Source organism: Agaribacter marinus (assembly GCF_030160655.1).
Lineage (GTDB): Bacteria > Pseudomonadota > Gammaproteobacteria > Enterobacterales > Alteromonadaceae > Glaciecola > Glaciecola marina.
On the sequence record NZ_BSOT01000019.1, the window covers coordinates 257,600 to 280,161 of the forward strand.

Sequence of the window (22,562 nt, forward strand, 5' to 3'; positions counted from 1 at the left end):
CAAAGAACGATAGACCCTTAGGTTATCGGAAAAATGCGAGAAAACTTTGATTATTCAATTTAGCTTATTTGGGCTTACCAAAAAATAAGGCCGCGACGGAGTAGTAATGGCGAAGAAGAAAACAGCGTATGTTTGCAATCAATGTGGCTCAGAACATTTTCAGTGGCAGGGACAGTGTAAAGACTGCGCAGAGTGGAATACCTTGACAGAATTTGTCGTCCAAAGCGCAAACGATAGACGTCCTGTTAGTTACTCCGGTTTTTCAGGTAACACGAAAGCCAAGGTTGAAGTCCTTAAGGACATTGATTTGGCCGCTTTGCCTCGTTTTACCTCAGGCTTTAAAGAGTTAGATCGAGTGCTTGGTGGCGGCATTGTGCCCGGCGCGGCGATGCTGATTGGCGGCTCGCCAGGTGCGGGTAAATCGACGCTATTGTTACAAGTTATGTGTTATTTGGCTGAGAAGGGGAGTGTCTTGTATGTGACAGGCGAGGAGTCCTTGCAGCAAGTCGCGATGCGAGCTAAACGTCTCCAATTACCCGATGATAAGTTAAAGCTCTTAGCTGAAACAAATGTGGATACTATATGCCAATTGGCGATAGAGAATAAACCTAATGTGATGGTTATCGATTCTATACAAGTGATGAGTATTGCTGATATTCAATCAGCCCCAGGCGGTGTGTCACAAGTGCGAGAATGCGCAGCGGCGTTAACACGATTTGCTAAACAGCATCATATCGCAATGTTCATTGTCGGCCATGTTACAAAAGACGGAAGTCTTGCCGGACCTAAAGTACTCGAACACTGTATCGATTGTTCAATGATGCTTGAAGGGGAGAGTGACGGACGTTATCGCACCTTGCGTGGCACAAAAAATCGCTTTGGTGCAATTAACGAGCTTGGCGTTTTTGGTATGACAGAACTCGGCATGAAGGAAGTCTCGAATCCATCGGCCATTTTCTTGAGTAAACAGCAGGCACCATCAGCAGGCAGTATCGTGATGTCGGTATGGGAGGGGACCCGCCCGTTATTGGTAGAAATACAGGCGCTTGTTGATTACAGTCAGATGTCACATCCGCGTCGGGTCACTGTCGGTCTAGACCAGAATCGCTTAGCAATACTCTTGGCGGTGATGCATAGACATGGCGGGATTCAGATGAATGACCAAGATGTGTTTGTGAATGTAGTTGGCGGAGTTAAAGTTACTGAAACCAGTGCGGATTTAGCCGTGATGCTGGCGATGTTGTCAAGTTTTAAAAATACAATATTGCCGCAGGGTGTCATTGCGTTTGGCGAAGTCGGTTTGTCGGGTGAAATTAGACCCGTACCAAATGGTACTGAGCGTATTGCTGAAGCGGCGAAGCATGGTTTTACTAAAGCAATAGTACCGAAAGCAAATGTACCTAAGCAGAAGATTGATGGTATTGAAGTGGTTCCGATTGTGAAATTAAATGACGCTTTGGAAGCGATATGAATTATTTAAGCGATTGTTTTTAAAAATATTTTTGTTTCACACTTTAACACTAGCATCGAAGATGAGACATTTGCGAAGTATTTTTGTACAATAGACGCATACATCGTGACTAAAACTCATGTCAGACAACGTGGATAAAATAATATAAAAGGAGAGCGACTTGAGAGTTCCATCGTATTTTATTCCTATACGAGCGCAAAAAACTAAACTGCCTAGTCGTCCTCCCGTCAGTTTAGATAAATCTGAAACTGATACAGACGTAATGAAACAAGAGGGAGTTATTCACGCTAAAATTGATGAAAAAAGAGAAGGCGGGGATCGTCGGAAGCGAAATCAAAAAGTGTTGCTCGATACACGCTCTGGACGAGACCGACGTTTTGATAGAGCGAACCCCTCTATAGACGTCAAGGCGTAAACTATTGTGCTGACTCGTGACTAAGGTGTTTTACATATTTTGCTTTTACGATGGGCAAAAGCATCATTAATAGTAAAAGCGCGTAAATCATTTTCCAAGCTAAACTGACGGCAAGTACAATACAGACAGCTAATCCAACGACAATCAACGATAAATACTTCCGTGGCAACAGTTTTATTGCGCTTATCATTGACACTGCATAAATAAGTACGAATACGCCATTACATAAGCCCACCAGTATCTCTAAGTCGAGTGAGAAAATATGGGATACAGTAAGTACTACTAGCATTATCATGGTCAAATGTTTTAACGCGACATTCGCCACGCCATTTGAGTTTTGCCGGCTGTAAGCGCTCAGTAAAAGTTTTTGATTGCTCAAACTTTGCATTAATTTGCAGCAACTTGCAGTGTAGACATTCACTGTTGCCAACCCGCCCGCAATCCCCAATATTCCGATGATAATATGACCGCCGCTGCCCATCAGTGTGTTAAATACTTCAACGATAGCCAAGTTGCTACTAGTAGGAACATGCGTAATTAAGAATGTACAGGCGACGTAAATTAGACCGACAACGATTGTGGCAATGATGATGGCAGGTGTCATGTTTTTCTTCGGGTTTTTAAACTCGGTGGACAAATGCGCCATTGCTTCAATACCAAGAAAACTCCAAAATGCGAGCCCTGCGGCAGGCAAAATACTTAACACGGTTTTATCTTCAATATGGCTTTGTATATGCAAAATACTTTGGTGTGAGGCCGCGTCGAAAGACATAAAATAACGGAGGAGTAGTGCGACTACCACAATCACTATTAATAACGTAAGTAGTAGTTGAATACTCGCAGCTAAGCTTACTCCTCTGATATTTAGTAGGTAAATGCTAAAAATAAAGCCATATTGAATAAGTAGGGCAATGTTTTCATTAAACATCATGAGACCATCGACAAATTGATAGGTCATTATCAACGCCGCTGGGGCGCCAATAGGCACGACTAATAAGAAGCTTAAACCTAATGCTTGCCCTTTTACTTTTCCGAACGCTAGTTCAACAAAATTGGCAGGGCCTCCAGCATGAGGATATTTGGCGCAAAGACGAGCGAATATTAGGGCTATGGGTAATATGCTGAGTGTGAGCAGTGACCATGCCCAAATAGCATGTTGTCCCGCTATATCAATGGTCATTTGTGGCAGAATAAACACGCTGGTACCTAAAAGCGTTGTCGCCAACAGACCTGCACCTTGCCATGTACCCAGAGTACCTGTTTTGTTCACTACGAATTCCTCTACGCATTGATATTATTAATATATTGTAAATGCTATTTGATGAGCAAACTGTCGAAATTACCAGGCAGTCAGACGGCTTTTTCTTCATTTTGACGGAATTACATTATTTTTACGTCAAAATGTTGTGAATAGTATTTAAGCACGTTAAAATTTTTGTTTAATATGCAATAGAGGTGTAATAGAACCGTAGCTCACATTTCCCCCTGAGCTAAGGCGTTGCTTACTGAGATAAATGATGGATAAATTTGATCAAGAGATTCTCGATGTATTAAAGGAAAATGCTAGAACAAGTGTATCTTCCATTGCGCAAAGGGTAAGTCTGTCTCGTTCTTCAGTATCTGAGCGGATTAAGAAACTCGAACAGAAGCGAGTTATTAAAGGTTATCAAGTCTTACTGTCGGAATCTCAAAAAAGTGGGGTCAGTGTGTATTTTGAGATTCAGCATAAGTGCGCCAGATGTGCAGATCTTATTCCATTCATTCGCAAAATACCGGAGGTGATTAAGTGTCAAGGTATCACCGGTGATATGGATTTATTGATATTTGTCAGTGCTCCTTCAATGCAGCGTATTCATGAGATACGAGAATCGTTAGATGCGTCTGACGACATTATAAAAATAAAAACGCATGTCGTCATGAGCGATTGGGTCTAGTGCGTGTCGGTTGGATAAAAGTAAGCCTACTCTAGGTTTGTCCTAGTGCAGACTTACTATTCCTAATAAAGAAAGTAATTAACGTAATTAGATTAACTAAGCAGATATCTTCTTATATTTTAAACGATGCGGCTCAACGACATCTTGCCCATACGTTTTTTTCAACCAAGCTTCATATTCTGCATAGTTACCTTCATAAAAGTTAATTTTACCTTCGTCTCGGTAGTCTAAAATATGGGTTGCAATCCTATCTAGGAACCAACGGTCATGTGAGATAACCATGGCACAACCGGGAAATTCTAATAAGGCATTTTCTAAAGCCCGCAAGGTTTCAACATCTAGGTCGTTGGTTGGTTCATCCAATAAGAGCGTATTGCCGCCGGCTTTTAACAACTTTGCCAAATGGACGCGGTTGCGCTCACCACCTGATAGGTCTTTGATGAATTTTTGTTGATCAGTACCTTTAAAGTTAAAACGACTGCAATATGCGCGGCTGTTTATTTCAAAATTGCCAATGCGAATAATGTCTTGGCCGTCAGATATTTCTTGATACACCGTGTTTGTTTCGTCCATGTGATCTCTGAACTGCTCAACACTCGCGAGTTGTACTGTGTCGCCCACAGAAACTTCACCAGAATCTGGTGTTTCAGCCCCTGATAACATTCTAAATAGTGTTGATTTTCCCGCGCCATTAGGGCCGATGATGCCAACGATAGAACCTTTTGGCATTTTAAAGCTTAGGTCATCAATAAGTTGTCGGTCGCCATAAGACTTACTTAGATTGCTTACTTCTATCACCTTATCACCCAATCGTTCTCCGGGTGGAATAAAAAGTTCGTTGGTTTCATTGCGCTTTTGATAGTCGCTTGTATTCATTTCTTCAAAGCGCGCCATTCTTGCTTTGCTCTTAGCTTGGCGGCCTTTAGGATTAGAACGTACCCACTCAAGTTCTTGCTTAATCGACTTCTGACGTGCGTTTTCAGTGCGTTCTTCCTGCGCCAAGCGTTGGTCTTTTTGTTCAAGCCAACTAGAGTAATTCCCTTCCCAAGGAATACCTTCACCTCTATCAAGTTCCAATATCCACCCTGCGACATTGTCTAGGAAGTAGCGATCATGGGTAATGGCGACAACTGTGCCTTCGTAGTCATGTAAAAAGCGTTCAAGCCAAGCCACAGATTCCGCATCTAAGTGGTTTGTTGGTTCGTCGAGTAGCAACATTTCTGGTTTTTCTAAGAGCAATTTACATAGCGCTACACGCCTGCGTTCTCCACCTGAAAGCTTACTTACATCTGCATTCCATGGCGGTAAACGCAAAGCATCGGCTGCTCTCTCTAGCGCGTTGTCTAAGTTGTGGCCATCTTTACTTTGAATTATGGCTTCTAGTTCGCCTTGTTCTTTTGCTAAGGCATCGAAATCTGCATCGGGCTCGGCATAAGCTGCATATACTTGGTCAATTCGCGCTAATGCATCAACGACATCCGCAACCGCTTCTTCAATATTGCCGCGCACATCTTTACTTTCATCGAGTTTGGGCTCTTGCGGTAAGTAACCAATTTTCAAATCAGGTTGTGGCCGGGCTTCTCCTTCAATGTCGGTGTCAACACCTGCCATGATGCGTAGTAAGGTAGATTTACCTGCGCCATTTAAGCCGAGTACGCCAATTTTAGCGCCTGGGAAAAAGCTAAGAGAGATATTTTTTAAGATTTGTCTGTTCGGTGGGACGATTTTACCCACACGATGCATACTATAAACGTATTGTGCCATTTATATCGCTACCAAGTTATTGTTAGTTTTTTTGGTATTGTAATGCAGTTCACCAAGTTTAGTCATACAAATTTTATGCTAGTATGCGCGTAAATAAAGAACCCGTTTTTTTAAAGGTAAAACATACATGGGATATAGTGTAGCGCAAATCGCAGAACACATTGGTGGAGAAGTGAAAGGTGATGGTTCTCTAAAAATTGATAGTATCGCAAGTTTACGTCAAGCGAATAGCAGCCAGCTTTCATTTTTATCGAACGCCAAATTTGTTGATGATTTGCATAATACCGGCGCCGGTTGTGTGATTTTAAGTGAGAAAGCCGAAATCAGTTATAAAGGAAATACCATCATCGTAAAAGACGCCTATGTTGGGTTTGCATTAGCTTCACAGCTATTGGACACGACACCGCATATTACGGTCGGCATTGCCGCAACTGCAAGCGTCGCTCCGAGTGCTACGCTAGGTAAAAATGTCGCCGTTGCTGACGGTGCAGTTATTTCTGCTCACACACTCATTGGCGACGATTGTGAAATTGGTGCGAACGTGTTTATTGGCGAAGGCGCGAGACTTGGTAATGGCGTTAAGCTAAGCGCAAATGTATCTATTTACCATAAGGTGCAATTGGGTGACGAGGTGTCAATTCACAGCGGCTCGGTGATTGGCAGTGATGGGTTTGGTTATGCCAATGACGCCGGCAACTGGATTAAAATTCCGCAAACAGGCAGTGTGCAAATTGGTGAACGCACTGAAATCGGCGCCAACACATGTATTGACCGTGGTGCGCTTGACGACACGATTGTTGGTAAAAATTGCATCATTGACAATTTAGTACATATCGCACACAACGTTGTTATTGGTGATCATGTCTGTTTGTGCGGTGGCGTAGGTATTGCTGGGAGTGCGACTATTGGTAAATATGTCGTGATTGCAGGGCAATGCGCGATCAATGGTCACATTACCATTGCAGATGGTGTACAGATAACCGGTTTTTCTATGGTGACCAAGAGTATTAAAGAAAAGGGAACTTATTCATCTGGCATGCCGGCTGCGCCGAATAAAGATTGGCAACGAAATACTGTTAAATTGAGGACGATAGACAAACTTTATAATCGCGTTAAAGCTATAGAAAATGAAGGAAAGAGCTAAAAGGCTTAGACGCAAAATTGGATTTACAGTTTTTGGCTAAGTTATTCCTAACTAACGCTATACAAATCCAGTTTTTGGGCTAAAATAGCCGCGATTTTTACGTTATATCTCAGACCCCAATTGGTTTGCCTAAGGAGACTCTATGTTATCAAGCAAAATGACCATCGCAGAATTCGACCCAGAATTAGCTGTAGCTATGGAAAAAGAAACTCAGCGCCAAGAGCATCATATTGAATTGATTGCTTCAGAAAATTACTGCAGTGCTAGAGTGCTTGAAGCGCAAGGGTCTCAATTAACAAATAAATATGCAGAAGGCTATCCTGGCAAACGCTATTACGGCGGGTGTGAGTATGTCGATGTTGCAGAAGAACTCGCTATCGAACGTGCAAAAGCGTTGTTTGAAGCGGACTACGCCAATGTTCAGCCGCATTCAGGTTCACAAGCGAATGCTGCGGCTTTTATGGCCTTAATTGACGCTAATGATACGGTGTTAGGTATGAGCTTGGCGCATGGTGGGCATTTAACACATGGCGCACATGTTAACTTTTCAGGTAAAACATACAATGCTGTTCAGTATGGCCTGCACCCCGAAACTGGTGTTATCGACTACGAACAAGTGGAAGCGCTTGCGTTAGAGCACAAGCCTAGGCTCATTATCGGTGGTTTCTCCGCGTATTCTGGTATCGTCGATTGGGCTAAATTTCGAGAGATTGCAGATAAAGTAGGGGCATACTTACTTGTTGATATGGCGCACGTTGCCGGTTTAGTTGCCGCTGGTGTTTATCCTAGCCCTGTTCCACATGCACATGTGGTAACAACGACGACACATAAAACGCTTGCGGGCCCGCGTGGTGGCTTGATTATTTCTGCTTGCGGTGACGAGACTATCTACAAAAAGCTCAATAGTTCGGTATTCCCAGGTAATCAAGGTGGGCCATTGTGCCATGTTGTTGCGGCAAAAGCCGTTGCTTTTAAAGAAGCCTTGTCTGACGATTTTAAAGTGTATCAAGCACAAGTGCTGAAGAACGCCAAAGCGATGGTGTCAGTGATTCAAGCACGTGGTTACAAAGTTGTATCAAATGGTACGGACAATCATTTATTTTTGTTAGATTTAATTGATAAAGACATTACCGGAAAAGATGCTGATGCAGCGCTTGGTTCTGCGAATATTACCGTAAACAAGAATTCTGTGCCAAACGATCCTCGCTCGCCTTTTGTGACCAGCGGATTAAGAATCGGTACACCAGCGATTACGCGACGTGGATTTAACGAAGCCGAGTCTCAGCAAGTTGCAACTTGGATTTGTGATATATTAGACAATATGGGTGATGAAGCGGTTATCGAACGAGTTAAATCAGAGGTCGTTACTCTCTGTGAATCATTCCCTGTTTACGGCTAGTCACTAGTGTTTATTTAAATGAGCCGGACTTGTTCCGGCTTTTTTTGTTTTCTTTGGAGCGTTTTATGTTCTGTCCATTTTGCTCTCAGCAAGAGACTAAAGTGATTGATTCGCGATTAGTGTCAGATGGCGCGCAAGTGCGTCGACGACGTCAATGTACGATATGCAATGAACGATTTACGACGTTTGAAGCAGCGGAGCTTGTGCTGCCCGGTGTCGTCAAGCGTGACAGTACTAGAGAACCTTTTAACGAAAATAAATTAAGAGCAGGGTTAACGCGTGCACTAGAAAAACGTCCAGTCAGTGCAGAGGCTATTGAAAAGTGCATTCATCAAATTAAGTCTTCTTTGCGGGCGACGGGTGAGCGTGAAGTGAAAAGTGAGTTCGTTGGAGAGCTTATCATGCAACACCTCAAGATGTTGGATAAAGTGGCATATGTCAGATTTGCTTCCGTTTATCGCTCATTCGAAGATGTAAAAGAGTTTGGTGAAGAAATTGCACGTTTGTCTGATGATTAATCGATTTGATACCTGTGAATATAGTTAAAAATTAGAAGACTACTATTGAATGAATTCTCGTAAAGATGCCGACTTTATGGCGCAAGCACTCAGCTTGGCTGTTAAAGGCCAATATTCAACGACACCTAACCCACAAGTAGGTTGCGTTATAGTAAAAGAAGGAAAAATCGTCGGACGTGGCTATCATCAAAAAGCGGGCGAAGCCCATGCTGAAGTTCATGCGTTAACGGAAGCTGGCGAAGCTGCCAAGAATGCCACAGTGTATGTTACCTTAGAGCCATGTTCGCATACGGGTAAAACGGGTCCATGCTCTGTTGCGCTTGTTAACGCCGGTGTGCGCCGTGTAGTGATTGGTAGTAAAGATCCCAATCCTTTAGTTGCCGGACGTGGCATCAAAATCTTAGAAGAAAATGGCGTTATTGTTAACTGCGGCGTGTTAGAAGAAGAATGTGAACGCGTCAATTATGCTTTTTTCAAGCGTATGCGCCATCAACGTCCCTATGTCGTAATAAAGTTAGCAAGTAGTTTGGATGGGAAAACTGCCTTGGCGAATGGCAAAAGTAAATGGATCACTAGCCACGCATCAAGAGATGACGTTCAGCATGAAAGAGCAAAAGCTTGCGCTATTCTTACCGGGGCGAATACCGTATTGAAGGACAATCCTCGTTTAACTGTTCGGGGCGAATCTTTACGTTCTGAGGTTGGGCAGGCATTTCTATCAAGGGGAAAGCAGCCACTTAGAGTCATAGTGGATGGACAAAACCGATTAAATGACACCTTTACTTTGTTTAGTGATGGAAATCAGAATTTGGTTTTTAATTTATCACCTAATATTTCTATATCAGAGACCGAAAACACAAAACAGGTGCAGGCGTCATCGGTCAATGGGAGGGTTAACCTAGATGCCATGCTTCGAACATTAGCCTGCGACCATCATATAAGCCTTTTGTGGGTAGAAGCAGGTGCGTCGCTTTGCGGTGCGTTGATATCTCAAGGATTAGTTGATGAACTTATTTTGTATCAAGCGCCTATGTTCTTAGGAGATAAAGGGCGTGATTTACTTGAGTTACCTGAGTTAGGCGACTTGAAAAATGCAGTGGGAGGGCGCATTTTAAGTCATTGTTATATTGGGAATGACTTAAAATATAGAGTTAAGTTAGAACACACGAAGAGTGATAGGTTTTAGGATATGTTTACTGGGATCATCGAAGCAAAAGGCACGATTAAGAGCATAAACAATAAGGGTAATGATATCCGTCTTGTCGTAAGCACAAATAGCTTAGACATGTCGGATGTTAAACTTGGTGACAGCATTGCGACCAATGGCGTTTGTTTAACCGTTGTTGACATGAGCGCTGAATATTATGTTGCGGATGTTTCCAAAGAAACGATTAAGTTGACCGGGTTTGCGCATTACAAAGCAGGTAGTGTTGTTAATCTAGAAAAAGCAATGCGTGCGGACACTCGCTTTGGTGGTCATATAGTGTCTGGTCACGTAGACGGTGTTGGTGAGGTTATTTCTGTTACCAATCATACGCGTTATGTCGAAGTGTGGGTAAAAGCGCCGAATGACTTGGCAAAGTATATTGCGCACAAAGGGTCTATTACCGTTGATGGTGTTAGTCTCACGGTTAATGAGGTCAGCGGCGCCAAGTTCATGCTTTGGTTAATTCCACATACATTGCAAGAAACCACAATAGGCGGATATAAATCCGGTACAGCGGTCAACTTGGAAGTGGATTTAGTTGCGAGATATATAGAAAGATTAATGCTAGGCGATAGCGCCGCCGAAGAAAAGTCTACTGACATGAGCCTCGCGTTTTTGGCAAAACATGGTTATCTAAAATAAGAGTAAAAAAATGGCAATAAACACAACGGCAGAAATAATTGAAGATATCAAATTGGGCAAAATGGTCATTTTGATGGACGATGAAGATCGTGAAAATGAAGGTGATATTATTATGGCAGCAGAGCATGTCACGCCTGAAGATATCAATTTCATGGTTACACACGCCAGAGGACTAGTCTGTTTGCCAATGACAAGAGAGCGTTGCCAACTATTAAAGCTGCCGTTAATGGTAGACAATAATGGTGCGCAATTTTCCACTAACTTTACGGTGTCGATTGAGGCCGCAGAAGGGGTAACGACAGGTATCTCTGCTGCTGATCGAGCCGCGACAATTCTGGCCGCCGTCAATAGGAATGCGGTCGCTGATGACATTGTACAACCAGGCCATATTTTTCCACTAGTTGCCAAAGAAGGTGGGGTGCTCAATAGAGCTGGCCATACAGAAGCAGGCGTTGATTTGGCTAGAATGGCTGGGTGTGAACCTGCGGCAGTGATTGTCGAAGTTCTGAATGATGATGGCAGTATGGCCCGTCGACCAGAACTTGAACGTTTTGCTGAAAAGCATGATCTTAAAGTCGGTACAATCGCAGATCTTATCGAATATAGAAATTTAAACGAAACCACTATTGAACAAGTCGCCACTTGTAAACTACCAACAGAGGTGGGCGAGTTCGAACTCATCACGTTTAAAGATGTAATTGACAATCAGCTTCATTTTGCGCTTAAAAAAGGAGGCATATCAGCTGATTTGCCAACGCTAGTGCGCGTGCATTTACAAAATACATTAAGTGATTTACTTGGTTCTACGCGGTCAATTAATCGTTCTATGAGTCTACAGAAGGCTATGCAGCGCATCCATGATGAAGGTGGTGTGTTGGTTTTACTCGGAAAATCAGAAGACTTAATTGGTCAGATTAGACAATTTGAAGCTGAGGATAATGGTGAGTCAGGTAAGGCAAAAGCGTGGGAAGGTTCTTCGCGCACAGTCGGTGTTGGCAGCCAAATATTGGCATCATTAGGTATCAAAAAAATGCGTTTACTCAGCAAACCAATAAAGTATTCGGCGCTATCTGGCTATGGGCTCGAAGTAGTAGAATATATATCTGATTAATCAATAAAAATTATACAGCAAAGAGCAGCGCGCCTTGAAGTATATGTGCTATACTCTGCGCCGTTTTTATCAGGAGAAAAATCAATGAATATAATCGAAGGTAACATTCGCGCCACAGGAAAGAAATTTGCGGTGGTTGTAGCAAGATTTAATAGTTTTGTTGTTGAAAGCCTTGTGGATGGTGCGTTAGATACATTGGAACGTCACGGTGAAGTGAATCCTGATGATATTACTCTAGTCAGAGTACCCGGCGCATATGAATTGCCAGTGGTTGCTAAAAAGTTGGTAGAAAAAGGTAATTTTGATGCGGTGATTGCACTTGGTGCAGTCATTCGAGGTGGTACGCCACATTTCGACTTTGTTGCCGGCGAATGCAATAAAGGCTTGGCGCAAGTTGCTATGGACGCCACAATCCCGGTAGCGTTTGGTGTAATCACGACGGATAGTATTGAGCAAGCGATTGAGCGTTCTGGCACGAAAGCTGGAAACAAAGGTGCCGAAGCTGCGCATTCAGCCCTAGAAATGGTCAACGTAATGGCTGCTATAGACGAGGTTTTATAGTGAAGCCACAAGCAAGAAAAAAAGCTAGGGAACTCGCGGTCCAAGCATTATATAGTTGGCTCATGAGTGGAAACGACATTAAGCAGATTGAATTGCATATGGCAACCACCAATGATATGACAAAAGTCGATATGGCTTACTTTAAAGAGGTTATTGATGGTGTATACAATCAAGTCGAAGCGCTTGATAAGGCCATTAAACCCTATCTTGGTCGTTTGCCTGAAGAGCTAGACCCTATTGAAAAAACAATCTTACGTATTGCTACCTTTGAACTTGTTGAGCGAGTCGATATTCCATTTAAAGTGGTTATAAATGAAGCAATTGAACTTGCGAAGGTTTTCGGTGCCGAAGAGAGTCACAAATTCATTAATGGCGCGCTAGATAAAGCGATTAAAACCTTAAGAAAGGACGAAAGAAAGTAATTTTGAACGAATTCAATCTTATACGAAATTACTTTGAAACGTCTAGTTATCAACGACGAGATGTAAAAGTTGGTATTGGTGATGATGCGGCAATTACGCAGATTCCAGACGGACAGTATTTAGCGACTACCACTGATACATTATTAGAGTCTGTGCATTTTTTAGAAGGGAGTGCACCAAATGCTATTGCACATAAGTCGCTTGCCGTTAATTTAAGCGATTTAGCCGCAATGGGGGCCGAGCCTGCATGGATTAATTTATCGCTATCTATCCCTAGTGCTGACGAACTTTGGCTTTCAGAGTTTTCGAATAAGATTCGCGAGTTGACGGAATATTTTTCTATTCAACTCATTGGCGGTGATACGGTTAAAGGTGATTTAGCTATTACAATTACTGCACAAGGGTTTGTGCCGCCAGACAGTATATTGACTCGTTCTAGCGCCAAACCGGGTGATTGGATTTTTGTTACTGGTACTTTAGGTGACGCGGCCGCAGGTTTGGATGTTTTATTGGGTAAATTGGACGTTCATGATCTTACTCATAAAAACGCGTTGGTGAACAGACATTATTACCCGACACCAAGAGTTCTCGCCGGGCAAACATTACGGCGTTTAGCGTCTTCTTGCATTGATATCTCTGATGGTTTGTTGCAAGACATGCAACATGTACTTAATGCCTCTAGTGTTGGTGCAGTGCTTAATCTCGACCAACTGCCCATATCAAAAGCCTTAGGGAAGTCCATTCCTCATTTAGAGCAAGCCTTAGAATATGCTTGTACTGGTGGCGATGATTATGAGTTATTGTTTACTGTACCTGAAGTGCATAGAGTAAGTGTAGAGTCTGCTATGGCGAGTTATAACATTCCGTGCACTTGCATTGGGCAAGTTACAGGCGCACAAGGTAAGCTTGAACTCCGTTTAAATGATGAAGCATATGCTTTATCTGGCAAGCAATCCACTGGTTTTCAACACTTTTAGTTTATTAGCTAGGTAACCCACACGAGTATGGATCGGCAACTACGGAAGAAAGTATCGCTTAAGAAAGTTGATCATTTTTTTGCGCTTGGCTTTGGTTCAGGTTTAATACCCGCTATGCCAGGCACATTCGGTTCTTTGGCAGCTATACCTTTGCTATTGTTATTGTCTTTCGTCAGTACTGAATGGTATTTGTTAGTCACTCTGATTGCCTGTATTGCAGGTGTACGGTTTTGTGGAAAAACAAGTGATGCATTAGGTTTACATGATCATGGTGCTATTGTGTGGGATGAAATTGCAGGTATGTTAGTCACAATGCTTTTTGTCCCATTGGTATGGCAAAACGTGCTAATCGGATTCATTTTGTTTAGGTTTTTCGATATTCTTAAGCCTTGGCCCATTAGTGCTTTAGATAGAAGAGTGCATGGTGGCACAGGCATAATGCTTGACGATATCGTTGCAGGCTTAATAGCTTGTGGCTTAATTCATATTGGCTTTCAATTAGAACTACCGCTTTTAGTCAATGGTTTGTAGTCGCTCAATGCATGCATTTTACATGTAGGCGTACTGCGCCAACAACTATAACTGCCAACAATCATAGCTAATAAGTGCCTAGTTAATCACTTCGATACTAGGGCTTGTATATGGTCTAATCATGATATTGCTTTATAGCATTCACAATGCCTTGTGCGTCAAGTCCCAATTCAGCATACATTTCTTGCTGAGTGCCTTGCATAATAAATTCGTCAGGTAAACCAAGGCAGAGTACATACGCCAATACTTTATTTTCGTGTAGACACTGTTGGACTGCGCTACCAGCACCACCTGAGACGGCGCCGTCTTCAAGTGTTACTAATAAGTCATGCGCCTGCGCAGCAAGCAGTATTGCGTCTTTATCTATCGGTTTAACAAACCGCATATCGATTACTGTGGCGTTTAGGATCTCGGCAGCTTTTTGTGCCTCACTGATTAATGTACCAAAATTCAGAATTGCGAATTTTTCGCCGTTTCTTATCGTTTTTGAAATGCCTAACGTTATTTCATCCATTTTTTCGCTAGGTTTAGCACCAATACCGGCGCCTCTAGGGTATCGAACAGCAGCAGGCATATTGGCTTTGTGTCCAGTGAATAGCATATTTCTGCACTCGGCTTCATCAGACGGCGTCATAATAATCATATTGGGTATGCAGCGTAAAAATGGAATATCAAATGCGCCTTGATGCGTAGGGCCGTCTGCACCTACCAAACCTGCTCTATCGATAGCGAATAATACCGGGAGAGCTTGCAGAGCGACGTCGTGAATGAGTTGATCGTATGCGCGTTGTAAAAATGTTGAATAAATCGCCACGACAGGATGTTTACCTTCTTTCGCGAGTCCCCCAGCAAGCGTTACCGCATGTTGTTCCGCAATGGCTACGTCAATATATTGATCAGGAAAGCGTTGTGAAAACGCAACCATTCCAGAACCTTCTCTCATTGCTGGGGTAATTGCGATAAGATCGCTATCGGCGCTAGCCATATCGCAAAGCCAAGTTCCGAAGATCGCGGAAAACGTCGGTTTGCCTGGCTTGCTTTTAGGAAATTCTTCAGTGGTATGATCGAATTTAGGTACTGCATGCCATTTTATAGGGTCTTGTTCCGCTTTTTCGTAACCTTTGCCTTTTTTAGTCACCACATGCAGCAGTTTCGGGCCACTCATTTTTCGCATGTTAGTGAGGGTGTCGACGACAGCGTTGACATCATGTCCATCGATAGGGCCTGCATAATGAAAGCCTAGCTCTTCAAATATTGTGCCCGGTACAACCATACCTTTTATGTGTTCTTCGGCTCTGCTGGCGAGTTCTTTTATTGGTGGGACATTGCTAAGGATTTTTTTACTACCATCTCTAATTGTATTAAAGAGTGATCCCGTTAATAGTCGAGTTAGATGACTATTTAACGCACCAACGTTTTCGGAAATCGACATTTCATTGTCGTTTAGTACGACCAACAAGTCTTCATTTAAATCGCCGCCATGATTAAGCGCTTCAAATGCTAAACCTGCAGTCATTGCCCCATCACCGATTACCGCAACGACCTTTCGTCCTTTATTCTCTTTGTTTGCTGCGATCGCCATACCAAGGGCAGCGCTAATGGACGTAGACGAGTGTCCAACGGCAAATGTGTCATATTCACTTTCTGGTGGCCAAGGAAATGGATGTAATCCGTCTTTCTGACGAATGCTCGTCATACGGTCGCGACGACCAGTTAAAATTTTATGAGGATAAGCTTGATGACCAACATCCCAAACAACGCGATCAAATGGCGTGTTGTATACATAATGCAGTGCAACCGTTAGCTCTACTGTCCCTAATCCAGAAGCAAAATGACCGCTACTTTGACTAACGCAGTTAAGCAGAAATTGTCGCAATTCGGTTGATAGTTTACTCAGCTTATGTTTTGGCAATAGCCTCAATTCTTCAGGCGTATTTGCATTTGCTAAGTTAGGGTACTGTGATAAGTCTAGCGTCATTCTGTCTTTTGTCTTATTTTCAAAGTTGGATTTTACAATGGCAAATTTTAGTGGGTTCTTGCGACCATGTATTGTGTAAAAAGCTTAAGCTGTTCTGTATTGTAAGGTAATTGTTCAAGCGCGTGTAGTGCTTCTTCATACTGCACGGTTAGCGCGTCTTTAGCTCCCTGCAAACCTAAATGCGTTACAAAGGTAGATTTGCCATTTATCAGGTCTGAACCTTGCGGTTTACCTAATGTTGCTGTATCTGATGTAAGGTCCAATATATCATCTTGAATCTGAAATGCTAAACCGATGGCCTTTGAATAAACGCTAAGTAGCTTGCGCGTATCTTCATTCGCGGTTGGTGATAGGCAAGTGGCCATACTAACAGCAGATTCTATTAATGCGCCTGTTTTTAACTGATGTAGCTTGATGAGGTCGTCTAAAGAGATTGTTTCCCCTGTCGCCAATAGGTCAAGACTTTGACCCTGACACATGCCTCGCATGCCAGAGGCTTTCGCTAATATTGCGATGAGTTCGTGCCTTTTGGTTTGTGCATATTCGCTTAGCGGCATTGAACTTAAGCATTCAAAAGCTGATGACTGAAGTGCATCACCCGCTAAAATTGCAGTTGCCTCATCGTATTTGATGTGGCAGGTAGGCTTTCCTCGGCGTAAATCATCATTATCCATCGCGGGTAAGTCGTCGTGCACTAAGGAATAAGAATGAATGCACTCGATCGCCAATGATGCGACGTTAATATCTTGTTTATTCGCGGATAGCATCGTTCCAGTTATGGATAGCAGTAAAGGGCGCATCCGCTTTCCGCCACTTAATAAGGCATATTCAACTGCATCGAGTAGGGGAGAACTTGTATAATTTAGTCTTTTTGTAAGGCTAATAAATGTAGATTGAATGGCGTCATTTGCTTCAGTTTGCAGTGCTTTTAATACTTTGCTCATGAAAGGCTAGTCGGTGGTATTAAAGTCTTGGAGCTCTTCAGTATTCCCACGCTGTGTTAATACTTTCACTTTTTGCTCAGCTTCGCTTAATAACGACTGGCTATGACGAGCAAGCGTCACACCACGTTCAAAGCTTTTTAACGATTCTTCGAGGCTAATATCGCCTTGTTCCATCTGAGACACTATTTTCTCAAGTTCTTGCATTGCTTGTTCAAAAGAAAGATTTTTAGTGCTCATAGCGACCCCTCATAAAATTTGTCTGAAAGATACCTAAACCCGCCTGTAAATTCAATGTAAATATGTGCTTAAGCGTTAAGAAAAAAGGCTTTATCCATTGTTCTAAGTGATGAATCATTTTAATAAAGGATCGCTGATATTTGCCGTTAATACCATTAATTGAGGTGGGAAGTAGATTCAGCCTTTGCATCCATTCCCGCCGTTAAAGTATTCGACCTATAAGAATATACAAATTTTTAGGAGTATTCAGTGGATTTAGCAACCCTTGTCGGTTTTTTAGGCGCATTAGGTTTTGTCGTAATGGCAATGGTCCTTGGTGGCGACATCACTATATTTTTTAATGTTCCGTCAGTATTAATCGTATTTGGCGGGTCTATTTTCGTTGTGTTGATGCAATATCCGATGTCACAATTTTTGGGTGCTGGAAAGGTCGTCGCAAAGGCGTTCTCATTTAAATTGCAAGCACCAGAAGAGCTTATTGAAAAAATTGTTGAAATGGCTGATGCGGCGCGTAAAGGCGGGTTTTTGGCATTGGAAGAAGCAGAAATAGAAAACCCATTTATGCAGAAAGGTGTCGATATGCTGGTTGACGGACACGACGTGGATGTAGTGCGTGCAACAATGGCGAAAGATATTAGTAACACCACTGAACGACACGACTCCGGTTCCGTGATTTTTAAGTCGATGGGGGATGTAGCACCTGCAATGGGAATGATAGGAACGTTGATTGGTTTGGTAGCGATGTTATCAAACATGGATGACCCTAAGTCAATTGGTCCAGCGATGGCAGTAGCCCTTCTGACCACGCTTTATGGGGCGATGTTAGCAAACTTATTCTGCCTGCCCGTTGCATTTAAGTTACAAGTGCGTTGTGGTGAAGAAAAACTCAACCAAAGTCTTATTTTGGACGGTATTCTTGGCATCGCCGATGGACAAAACCCGCGTGTTATCGAAGGCGTGTTGAAAGGTTATATTGCGGAAGGAAAACGCGCAGTTAGCGAGGCCGAATAATGGAAGAACAAGAATGCCCCAAATGCCCCCCCGAAGGGCTCCCAGCATGGATGGGGACGTTTGCTGATTTAATGTCCTTGTTAATGTGCTTCTTCGTATTGTTGCTTTCATTTTCCGAAATGGACGTTAAGAAATTTAAGCAGATAGCCGGGTCGATGAAATTTGCCTTTGGTGTACAGAATAAAATTGAATTAAAAGATATCCCAAAAGGTACCAGCGTTGTCGCCTTGGAATTTAGACCTGGGAAACCCGATCCGACGCCGATTGAGACAATTCAACAAGTTACTCAAGATATCACTCGTCCAATGCTTAACTTCCAAGAAGGTGAAGATGACTCTTCCGGTGGTCGTCAGAAACAACGTGGTAATTTCCGTGGTGGTCAATCTCCGAAAACAGCCAATGAAACATCTTCTGCCGGTGCTGCGGCATCGAACAAAGAGCAACTTGAAAAAAATAAGAAAAAAGTCGAAGAGCTTCTTCAAAAAGAAATTAAAGATGGTGCGGTGGATGTTGAAAATCTTGGCCAGCAAATTATCATTCGTATTCGAGAAAATGGGTCTTTTTCAGCTGGCTCTGCGTTTCTACAACCGCAATTTGTCCCGGTAATTCGTCGTTTGGGTGTCTTATTAAATGATATGCCTGGTAACGTAGAAATAACGGGGCACAGTGATGGTATTCAAATTGCCAACGAACTATATAGCTCTAACTGGGATTTAAGTGCACAACGTGCCGTAGCGGTTGCTGAAGAATTAAGGCGTGCTCCGCAGTTTGATGAAACCCGCATGCGAGTTATTGGCAAGGCTGCTACTCAGCCAATGAGTAACGAAGATACCGCAGCGGCAAGGGCGCAAAATAGACGTGTCGAAATTGCGATAACCCAAGGTAAGCCAAAGTATTCAGATCCTATTTCATTGTCTGCACCAGAATCTCAGTAATGGTTTGAATGAGCACCAGTCAGTTGACAAAAACACGCCGAGTCATCGGCGTGTTTTTAGCGTTGCAATTCAGCACGGTAATGGGGCTTTGTTATTACGAGTTGAACAGTACTGATGACACGCTCCATGAAGCCTCCTTCACAGTAATTCAAGTAGTATTGCCACATACGCATGAACCGTTCATCGTAACCATCTTCATTGAGCGCATTTTTTTGAGACATGAACTGCTGAAACCAGTCGCGTAAGGTTTGTGCATAGTCCAAACCAATATCATGTACATCTCTAATACTCATGTCCGTATATTTTTTCACGTGCTGGTTGAGTGTGCATTGCGAGGGTAAAAAGCCGCCAGGGAAAATATGTTTTTGGATAAAGTCTACACTATTAGAGTAACTATCATATCGTCTATCATCGATGATGATAGATTGAATCAGCATTACGCCGTCAGGCTTTAGCAGTGATTTACACTTTTTGAAAAAGGTAGGTAAGTATTCCTTGCCTACTGCTTCGATCATTTCTATTGACACCAGTTTACTGTATTGCCCTTCAAGTAAGCGATAGTCTTTTTTGAGTAAAGTGATTTTATCTTCAAGTTGTTGTTCCGCGACTTTATGCTGAGCAAACGCGAATTGTTCTTCAGATATGGTTGTTGTCGTGACTTTACAGCCATAATTTTGAGCGGCATAAATGGCCAGCCCACCCCAACCAGAACCAATTTCTATTAAATGATCTTCTTCGCATAATTTTAGCTTGTCACAAATAGTCTTAAGTTTATGTTGTTGCGCCGACGCTAAACAGCTGTTCGGATCTGGATAAATCGCAGCTGAGTACATCATGCTATCGTCTAAGAATTTGGTGTAAAGTTTATTGCCTAGATCGTAATGAGCGGCGATATTATTTTTAGCTTGTTTGGTACTGTTCTTGTTCGCTAGGTGTTTTAATTTCAGCAATGGCATCGTTAACCATTTGAACTTTTGTTCCCAGTGATCGAGCATCGACAGGTTTCTGGCAAAAATACGAATAACATTGGTTAAATTTGGTGTATCCCAAAGTTTGTCAGTAAAGGTTTCACCAGATGCAATACTGCCACCTAACAATAGTTTTGGGTAGGCTGCTGGGTTTAGTATGTTAACTTCCGCTTTTAGTGCGTGATGCTTATTACCTAAGTCAGCAACGATACTTCCATTTTCCTTTATAAGTAATTGCCCGTCAGGTATGTTTTTTAAAGCACTAATAAAAAGAGAGCGGCAAGTTTTTTCCCAAAATGTCATGGATTCTGCTGCATGATAAGTTTGTTCACTGTGTGACATTGCTACTTCCTTCGTTATGTATGCGTATATATAGGTACGCGCTTAATAAATAGTTTTAAGGCTTGCCAATAAATTCCCACGACCGTTTTAATTGTCATGCTTGGTATTGAGAATAGTGTCTTTTTCAAGGCGCTATTGTTTAGTGTTTCTTTTTTCATATCGATAGCCGCTTCAAAGTGCTTTATATCTTTGTAACAACTTAGTTGTAGCCGCATATAGTCACATGGAGTTTGTACATTCCATTTATATATCATATCCATTGGATTGAAAGGCGAGACATGGAACGATTTTGTTGTGTTTTCCTGCAATTTTAAGTCAACCAAATAGTGATGGCGTTCATTCCAAGGGGTATTTGATACTTCTGCTAACATATGTGTAAAATTGTTATTTTCGTCTCGTAAGAACCAAAAGTTCACTGGACTAAAGTACTTACCCAATGTACGCGTTTGCCCCAAGAAAAATATACTGCCTGTAAGAGTTTCCTTCGCTAAGTTAGACATCGTTTTCAACACATGATTTTCTAGTTCTTCGTGCGTAGTTGCCGAATGTTCTACATTTTTTGTATTCATGTAGTCAGAAAACTTAAATCTCAACCAAGCTCTTTTTTTTGTATTGACTCCAAATAGTGTTAGCGTGTTTTCTAGTTGGGGGAGTTCTTCAAGTTTTATCCACCACAAAAATAAATTGTATGAAAACTTATGTTTTTTTGGATGAGTGCGTTGGTGGAATACGATGCCTTTATACAGCGCGCTTTCAAATGACTGCATTATAGACTCTCCCCAAAACGTTGGCATACGTCTAACGCGCTTCTTACACCATCTTCATGAAAACCGTTGTACCAATATGCTCCGCAAAAATGAATGCCATTTACACCACATATTTCGCTGCGTCGAGTTTGTGCTTCTACCATATCCGCAGAAAACTGTGGGTGAGCATATTTATATCTACCTAGCACTTTATTTACGTCAATGTTATCGCTGTCATTCAGACTCACAACAAACGTTTGAGGGGCGTCTATCTTTTGTAATATATTCATGTTGTAAGACACTTTAGCTAGTGCCTTACCTTCGTTTTCAACACCTGTTAAACGATAGTTCCAACTAGCCCATGCTAATTTTCTATCAGGTAAAACGCTCGTATCCGTGTGCATCACAACGTCGTTTAATTCATATGGGATGTTACCTAACACGGCCTTGACGTTCGTTTTATAATTGTCAGCGAACATTGACTTACTGAGTATCTTTAATGCTTGATCGCTATGGCAAGCAAAAATGACATCGTCAAAACCTGCGTATTTGACTTTCCCGTAGAGGCTAATACCGTCTTCAGAGTATTCAAGGCAATCTATCGGCGAGTTAAGTCTAATATTGTGTTTGAAGTTTTCAATTAATGGCGGAACGTAGGCATTTGAACCACCCACTATCGTATACCATTGAGGCCGATTTGTGATATTCAATAAGCCGTGGTTATTAAAAAACTGTAGGAAGAACTTGATCGGAAAGTTAGCCGACTGCTCTAAACTGGCACTCCATATTGCAGCGCACATAGGCAGAATATAGTTATCAAGAAATACTTTGGAAAATTTGTGTTGCCGGATAAATTGGCCAAGTGTCTGCTGATGATCATAATTGTCATTGAGAAGGGCAGCTTTACACACTTTGTTGAAGCGGACAATGTCTTTTACTAGCCGCAAAAAGGTAGGCGAAATAACGTTTCTGCGTTGTGCAAAAAGGCTGTTAATTGTGTTGCCGTTATACTCCATGTTAGTGCTTTCATTGTGAACACTAAAACTCATTTCAGTTTCTTGTTTTTCTACCTTGAGTTGTGATAGTAATTTAATAAAATTTGGGTAAGTCCAATCGTTGAAGACTATAAACCCCGTGTCTATCGAATATTCAGTATTGTTAACATTTATTTTCTTCGTTGCTGTATGGCCACCAATGTAGTCATTGGCTTCAAAAACATGAACGTCAGCATTTCGTGATAACAAATACGCACAAGTGAGGCCAGATATACCGGCTCCTATAACAGCAATCTTCTTTTTATTCATA

The 22,562-nt window shown here is 42.2% G+C and carries 23 protein-coding genes; 15 read left to right on the forward strand and 8 right to left on the reverse strand.

What is annotated here, in order from left to right:
* Nucleotides 1–106: 106 nt before the first annotated feature.
* Together radA and QQK00_RS20025 are read left to right on the forward strand one after the other, a co-directional pair.
* Nucleotides 107–1,471: a DNA repair protein RadA gene (gene radA, locus QQK00_RS20020; protein ID WP_284219472.1), complete on the forward strand. Its 1,365-nt coding sequence runs from the start codon at nt 107–109 to the stop codon at nt 1,469–1,471.
* A 160-nt stretch (nt 1,472–1,631) separates the two neighbouring features.
* On the forward strand, nt 1,632–1,886 hold the full coding sequence (locus QQK00_RS20025; RefSeq protein WP_284219473.1) for a hypothetical protein: 255 nt from the start codon (nt 1,632–1,634) through the stop codon (nt 1,884–1,886).
* A gap of 1 nt (nt 1,887) precedes the next feature.
* Here the strand turns inward: QQK00_RS20025 and yjeH are convergent, their stop codons facing one another.
* Nucleotides 1,888–3,156: an L-methionine/branched-chain amino acid transporter gene (gene yjeH, locus QQK00_RS20030; protein ID WP_284219474.1), complete on the reverse strand. Its 1,269-nt coding sequence runs from the start codon at nt 3,154–3,156 to the stop codon at nt 1,888–1,890.
* Between the two features lie 247 nt (nt 3,157–3,403).
* On the opposite strand from yjeH, the gene QQK00_RS20035 reads away from it, so the two are divergent.
* Nucleotides 3,404–3,820, forward strand: coding sequence for an Lrp/AsnC family transcriptional regulator (locus tag QQK00_RS20035; RefSeq protein ID WP_284219516.1), 417 nt, complete (start codon nt 3,404–3,406; stop codon nt 3,818–3,820).
* A 96-nt stretch (nt 3,821–3,916) separates the two neighbouring features.
* On the opposite strand, the gene ettA is transcribed toward QQK00_RS20035, so the two are convergent.
* Complete coding sequence (ettA, locus tag QQK00_RS20040) at nt 3,917–5,584, reverse strand: energy-dependent translational throttle protein EttA (protein WP_284219475.1); 1,668 nt, start codon at nt 5,582–5,584, stop codon at nt 3,917–3,919.
* Nucleotides 5,585–5,711: 127 nt separating this feature from the next.
* Between ettA and lpxD the strand changes: the two genes are divergently transcribed.
* From lpxD to QQK00_RS20090, 10 genes are all read left to right on the forward strand, one after another.
* On the forward strand, nt 5,712–6,728 hold the full coding sequence (gene lpxD, locus QQK00_RS20045) for a UDP-3-O-(3-hydroxymyristoyl)glucosamine N-acyltransferase (RefSeq protein ID WP_284219476.1): 1,017 nt from the start codon (nt 5,712–5,714) through the stop codon (nt 6,726–6,728).
* Between the two features lie 142 nt (nt 6,729–6,870).
* The gene (gene glyA, locus QQK00_RS20050; protein WP_284219477.1) at nt 6,871–8,127 is read left to right on the forward strand and encodes a serine hydroxymethyltransferase; all 1,257 of its coding nucleotides are present in this window, start codon (nt 6,871–6,873) and stop codon (nt 8,125–8,127) included.
* A 65-nt stretch (nt 8,128–8,192) separates the two neighbouring features.
* Nucleotides 8,193–8,645, forward strand: coding sequence for a transcriptional regulator NrdR (nrdR, locus tag QQK00_RS20055; protein WP_284219478.1), 453 nt, complete (start codon nt 8,193–8,195; stop codon nt 8,643–8,645).
* A 49-nt stretch (nt 8,646–8,694) separates the two neighbouring features.
* Nucleotides 8,695–9,831: a bifunctional diaminohydroxyphosphoribosylaminopyrimidine deaminase/5-amino-6-(5-phosphoribosylamino)uracil reductase RibD gene (gene ribD / locus QQK00_RS20060; RefSeq protein WP_284219479.1), complete on the forward strand. Its 1,137-nt coding sequence runs from the start codon at nt 8,695–8,697 to the stop codon at nt 9,829–9,831.
* A gap of 3 nt (nt 9,832–9,834) precedes the next feature.
* On the forward strand, nt 9,835–10,494 hold the full coding sequence (locus QQK00_RS20065) for a riboflavin synthase (protein ID WP_284219480.1): 660 nt from the start codon (nt 9,835–9,837) through the stop codon (nt 10,492–10,494).
* A gap of 10 nt (nt 10,495–10,504) precedes the next feature.
* Complete coding sequence (ribBA, locus tag QQK00_RS20070; RefSeq protein ID WP_284219481.1) at nt 10,505–11,605, forward strand: bifunctional 3,4-dihydroxy-2-butanone-4-phosphate synthase/GTP cyclohydrolase II; 1,101 nt, start codon at nt 10,505–10,507, stop codon at nt 11,603–11,605.
* An 84-nt stretch (nt 11,606–11,689) separates the two neighbouring features.
* On the forward strand, nt 11,690–12,166 hold the full coding sequence (gene ribH / locus QQK00_RS20075; protein WP_284219482.1) for a 6,7-dimethyl-8-ribityllumazine synthase: 477 nt from the start codon (nt 11,690–11,692) through the stop codon (nt 12,164–12,166).
* On the forward strand, nt 12,166–12,588 hold the full coding sequence (gene nusB / locus QQK00_RS20080; protein ID WP_284219483.1) for a transcription antitermination factor NusB: 423 nt from the start codon (nt 12,166–12,168) through the stop codon (nt 12,586–12,588). Before ribH ends, nusB begins: the two co-directional genes overlap by 1 nt.
* 2 nt (nt 12,589–12,590) lie before the next feature.
* A complete protein-coding gene (thiL, locus tag QQK00_RS20085; protein WP_284219484.1) occupies nt 12,591–13,565 on the forward strand; it encodes a thiamine-phosphate kinase in 975 nt (324 codons plus the stop codon).
* 27 nt (nt 13,566–13,592) lie between these two features.
* On the forward strand, nt 13,593–14,096 hold the full coding sequence (locus QQK00_RS20090; protein ID WP_284219485.1) for a phosphatidylglycerophosphatase A family protein: 504 nt from the start codon (nt 13,593–13,595) through the stop codon (nt 14,094–14,096).
* Nucleotides 14,097–14,211: 115 nt separating this feature from the next.
* Here the strand turns inward: QQK00_RS20090 and dxs are convergent, their stop codons facing one another.
* Genes dxs through QQK00_RS20105 form a run of 3 tightly spaced genes read right to left on the reverse strand, consistent with a single transcriptional unit; the run spans nt 14,212 to nt 17,255 of the window.
* A complete protein-coding gene (gene dxs, locus QQK00_RS20095) occupies nt 14,212–16,074 on the reverse strand; it encodes a 1-deoxy-D-xylulose-5-phosphate synthase (RefSeq protein ID WP_284219486.1) in 1,863 nt (620 codons plus the stop codon).
* 47 nt (nt 16,075–16,121) lie between these two features.
* Nucleotides 16,122–17,018 (reverse strand): polyprenyl synthetase family protein, encoded by an 897-nt coding sequence (locus QQK00_RS20100; RefSeq protein WP_284219487.1) that lies wholly within the window; start codon nt 17,016–17,018, stop codon nt 16,122–16,124.
* Nucleotides 17,019–17,024: 6 nt separating this feature from the next.
* The gene (locus QQK00_RS20105) at nt 17,025–17,255 is read right to left on the reverse strand and encodes an exodeoxyribonuclease VII small subunit (RefSeq protein ID WP_284219488.1); all 231 of its coding nucleotides are present in this window, start codon (nt 17,253–17,255) and stop codon (nt 17,025–17,027) included.
* A 249-nt stretch (nt 17,256–17,504) separates the two neighbouring features.
* Between QQK00_RS20105 and pomA the strand changes: the two genes are divergently transcribed.
* Together pomA and QQK00_RS20115 are read left to right on the forward strand one after the other, a co-directional pair.
* Complete coding sequence (gene pomA, locus QQK00_RS20110; RefSeq protein WP_284219489.1) at nt 17,505–18,266, forward strand: flagellar motor protein PomA; 762 nt, start codon at nt 17,505–17,507, stop codon at nt 18,264–18,266.
* Complete coding sequence (locus QQK00_RS20115; protein WP_284219490.1) at nt 18,266–19,201, forward strand: flagellar motor protein MotB; 936 nt, start codon at nt 18,266–18,268, stop codon at nt 19,199–19,201. Before pomA ends, QQK00_RS20115 begins: the two co-directional genes overlap by 1 nt.
* A gap of 56 nt (nt 19,202–19,257) precedes the next feature.
* On the opposite strand, the gene QQK00_RS20120 is transcribed toward QQK00_RS20115, so the two are convergent.
* The 3 genes from QQK00_RS20120 to QQK00_RS20130 are packed head-to-tail and all read right to left on the reverse strand — an operon-like array spanning nt 19,258 to nt 22,561.
* Nucleotides 19,258–20,511 (reverse strand): SAM-dependent methyltransferase, encoded by a 1,254-nt coding sequence (locus QQK00_RS20120; RefSeq protein WP_284219491.1) that lies wholly within the window; start codon nt 20,509–20,511, stop codon nt 19,258–19,260.
* Between the two features lie 14 nt (nt 20,512–20,525).
* Nucleotides 20,526–21,278, reverse strand: a complete 753-nt coding sequence (locus tag QQK00_RS20125) for a DUF1365 domain-containing protein (protein WP_284219492.1) — start codon at nt 21,276–21,278, stop codon at nt 20,526–20,528.
* Nucleotides 21,278–22,561, reverse strand: coding sequence for an NAD(P)/FAD-dependent oxidoreductase (locus QQK00_RS20130; RefSeq protein ID WP_284219493.1), 1,284 nt, complete (start codon nt 22,559–22,561; stop codon nt 21,278–21,280). Before QQK00_RS20130 ends, QQK00_RS20125 begins: the two co-directional genes overlap by 1 nt.
* Nucleotide 22,562: the final 1 nt, after the last annotated feature.

Bases quoted from the DNA above. Each gene is read 5' to 3' on its own strand.
- ribBA (WP_284219481.1), top strand. From the start codon at position 10,505: ATGGCAATAAACACAACGGCAGAAATAATTGAAGATATCAAATTGGGC.
- QQK00_RS20035 (WP_284219516.1), top strand. From the start codon at position 3,404: ATGGATAAATTTGATCAAGAGATTCTCGATGTATTAAAGGAAAATGCT.
- QQK00_RS20125 (WP_284219492.1), bottom strand. From the start codon at position 21,278: ATGCAGTCATTTGAAAGCGCGCTGTATAAAGGCATCGTATTCCACCAA.
- QQK00_RS20100 (WP_284219487.1), bottom strand. From the start codon at position 17,018: ATGAGCAAAGTATTAAAAGCACTGCAAACTGAAGCAAATGACGCCATT.
- QQK00_RS20115 (WP_284219490.1), top strand. From the start codon at position 18,266: ATGGAAGAACAAGAATGCCCCAAATGCCCCCCCGAAGGGCTCCCAGCA.
- dxs (WP_284219486.1), bottom strand. From the start codon at position 16,074: ATGACGCTAGACTTATCACAGTACCCTAACTTAGCAAATGCAAATACG.
- lpxD (WP_284219476.1), top strand. From the start codon at position 5,712: ATGGGATATAGTGTAGCGCAAATCGCAGAACACATTGGTGGAGAAGTG.
- ribH (WP_284219482.1), top strand. From the start codon at position 11,690: ATGAATATAATCGAAGGTAACATTCGCGCCACAGGAAAGAAATTTGCG.
- QQK00_RS20090 (WP_284219485.1), top strand. From the start codon at position 13,593: ATGGATCGGCAACTACGGAAGAAAGTATCGCTTAAGAAAGTTGATCAT.
- ettA (WP_284219475.1), bottom strand. From the start codon at position 5,584: ATGGCACAATACGTTTATAGTATGCATCGTGTGGGTAAAATCGTCCCA.
- QQK00_RS20120 (WP_284219491.1), bottom strand. From the start codon at position 20,511: ATGTCACACAGTGAACAAACTTATCATGCAGCAGAATCCATGACATTT.
- QQK00_RS20105 (WP_284219488.1), bottom strand. From the start codon at position 17,255: ATGAGCACTAAAAATCTTTCTTTTGAACAAGCAATGCAAGAACTTGAG.
- nrdR (WP_284219478.1), top strand. From the start codon at position 8,193: ATGTTCTGTCCATTTTGCTCTCAGCAAGAGACTAAAGTGATTGATTCG.
- QQK00_RS20130 (WP_284219493.1), bottom strand. From the start codon at position 22,561: ATGAATAAAAAGAAGATTGCTGTTATAGGAGCCGGTATATCTGGCCTC.
- ribD (WP_284219479.1), top strand. From the start codon at position 8,695: ATGAATTCTCGTAAAGATGCCGACTTTATGGCGCAAGCACTCAGCTTG.
- radA (WP_284219472.1), top strand. From the start codon at position 107: ATGGCGAAGAAGAAAACAGCGTATGTTTGCAATCAATGTGGCTCAGAA.
- glyA (WP_284219477.1), top strand. From the start codon at position 6,871: ATGTTATCAAGCAAAATGACCATCGCAGAATTCGACCCAGAATTAGCT.
- QQK00_RS20065 (WP_284219480.1), top strand. From the start codon at position 9,835: ATGTTTACTGGGATCATCGAAGCAAAAGGCACGATTAAGAGCATAAAC.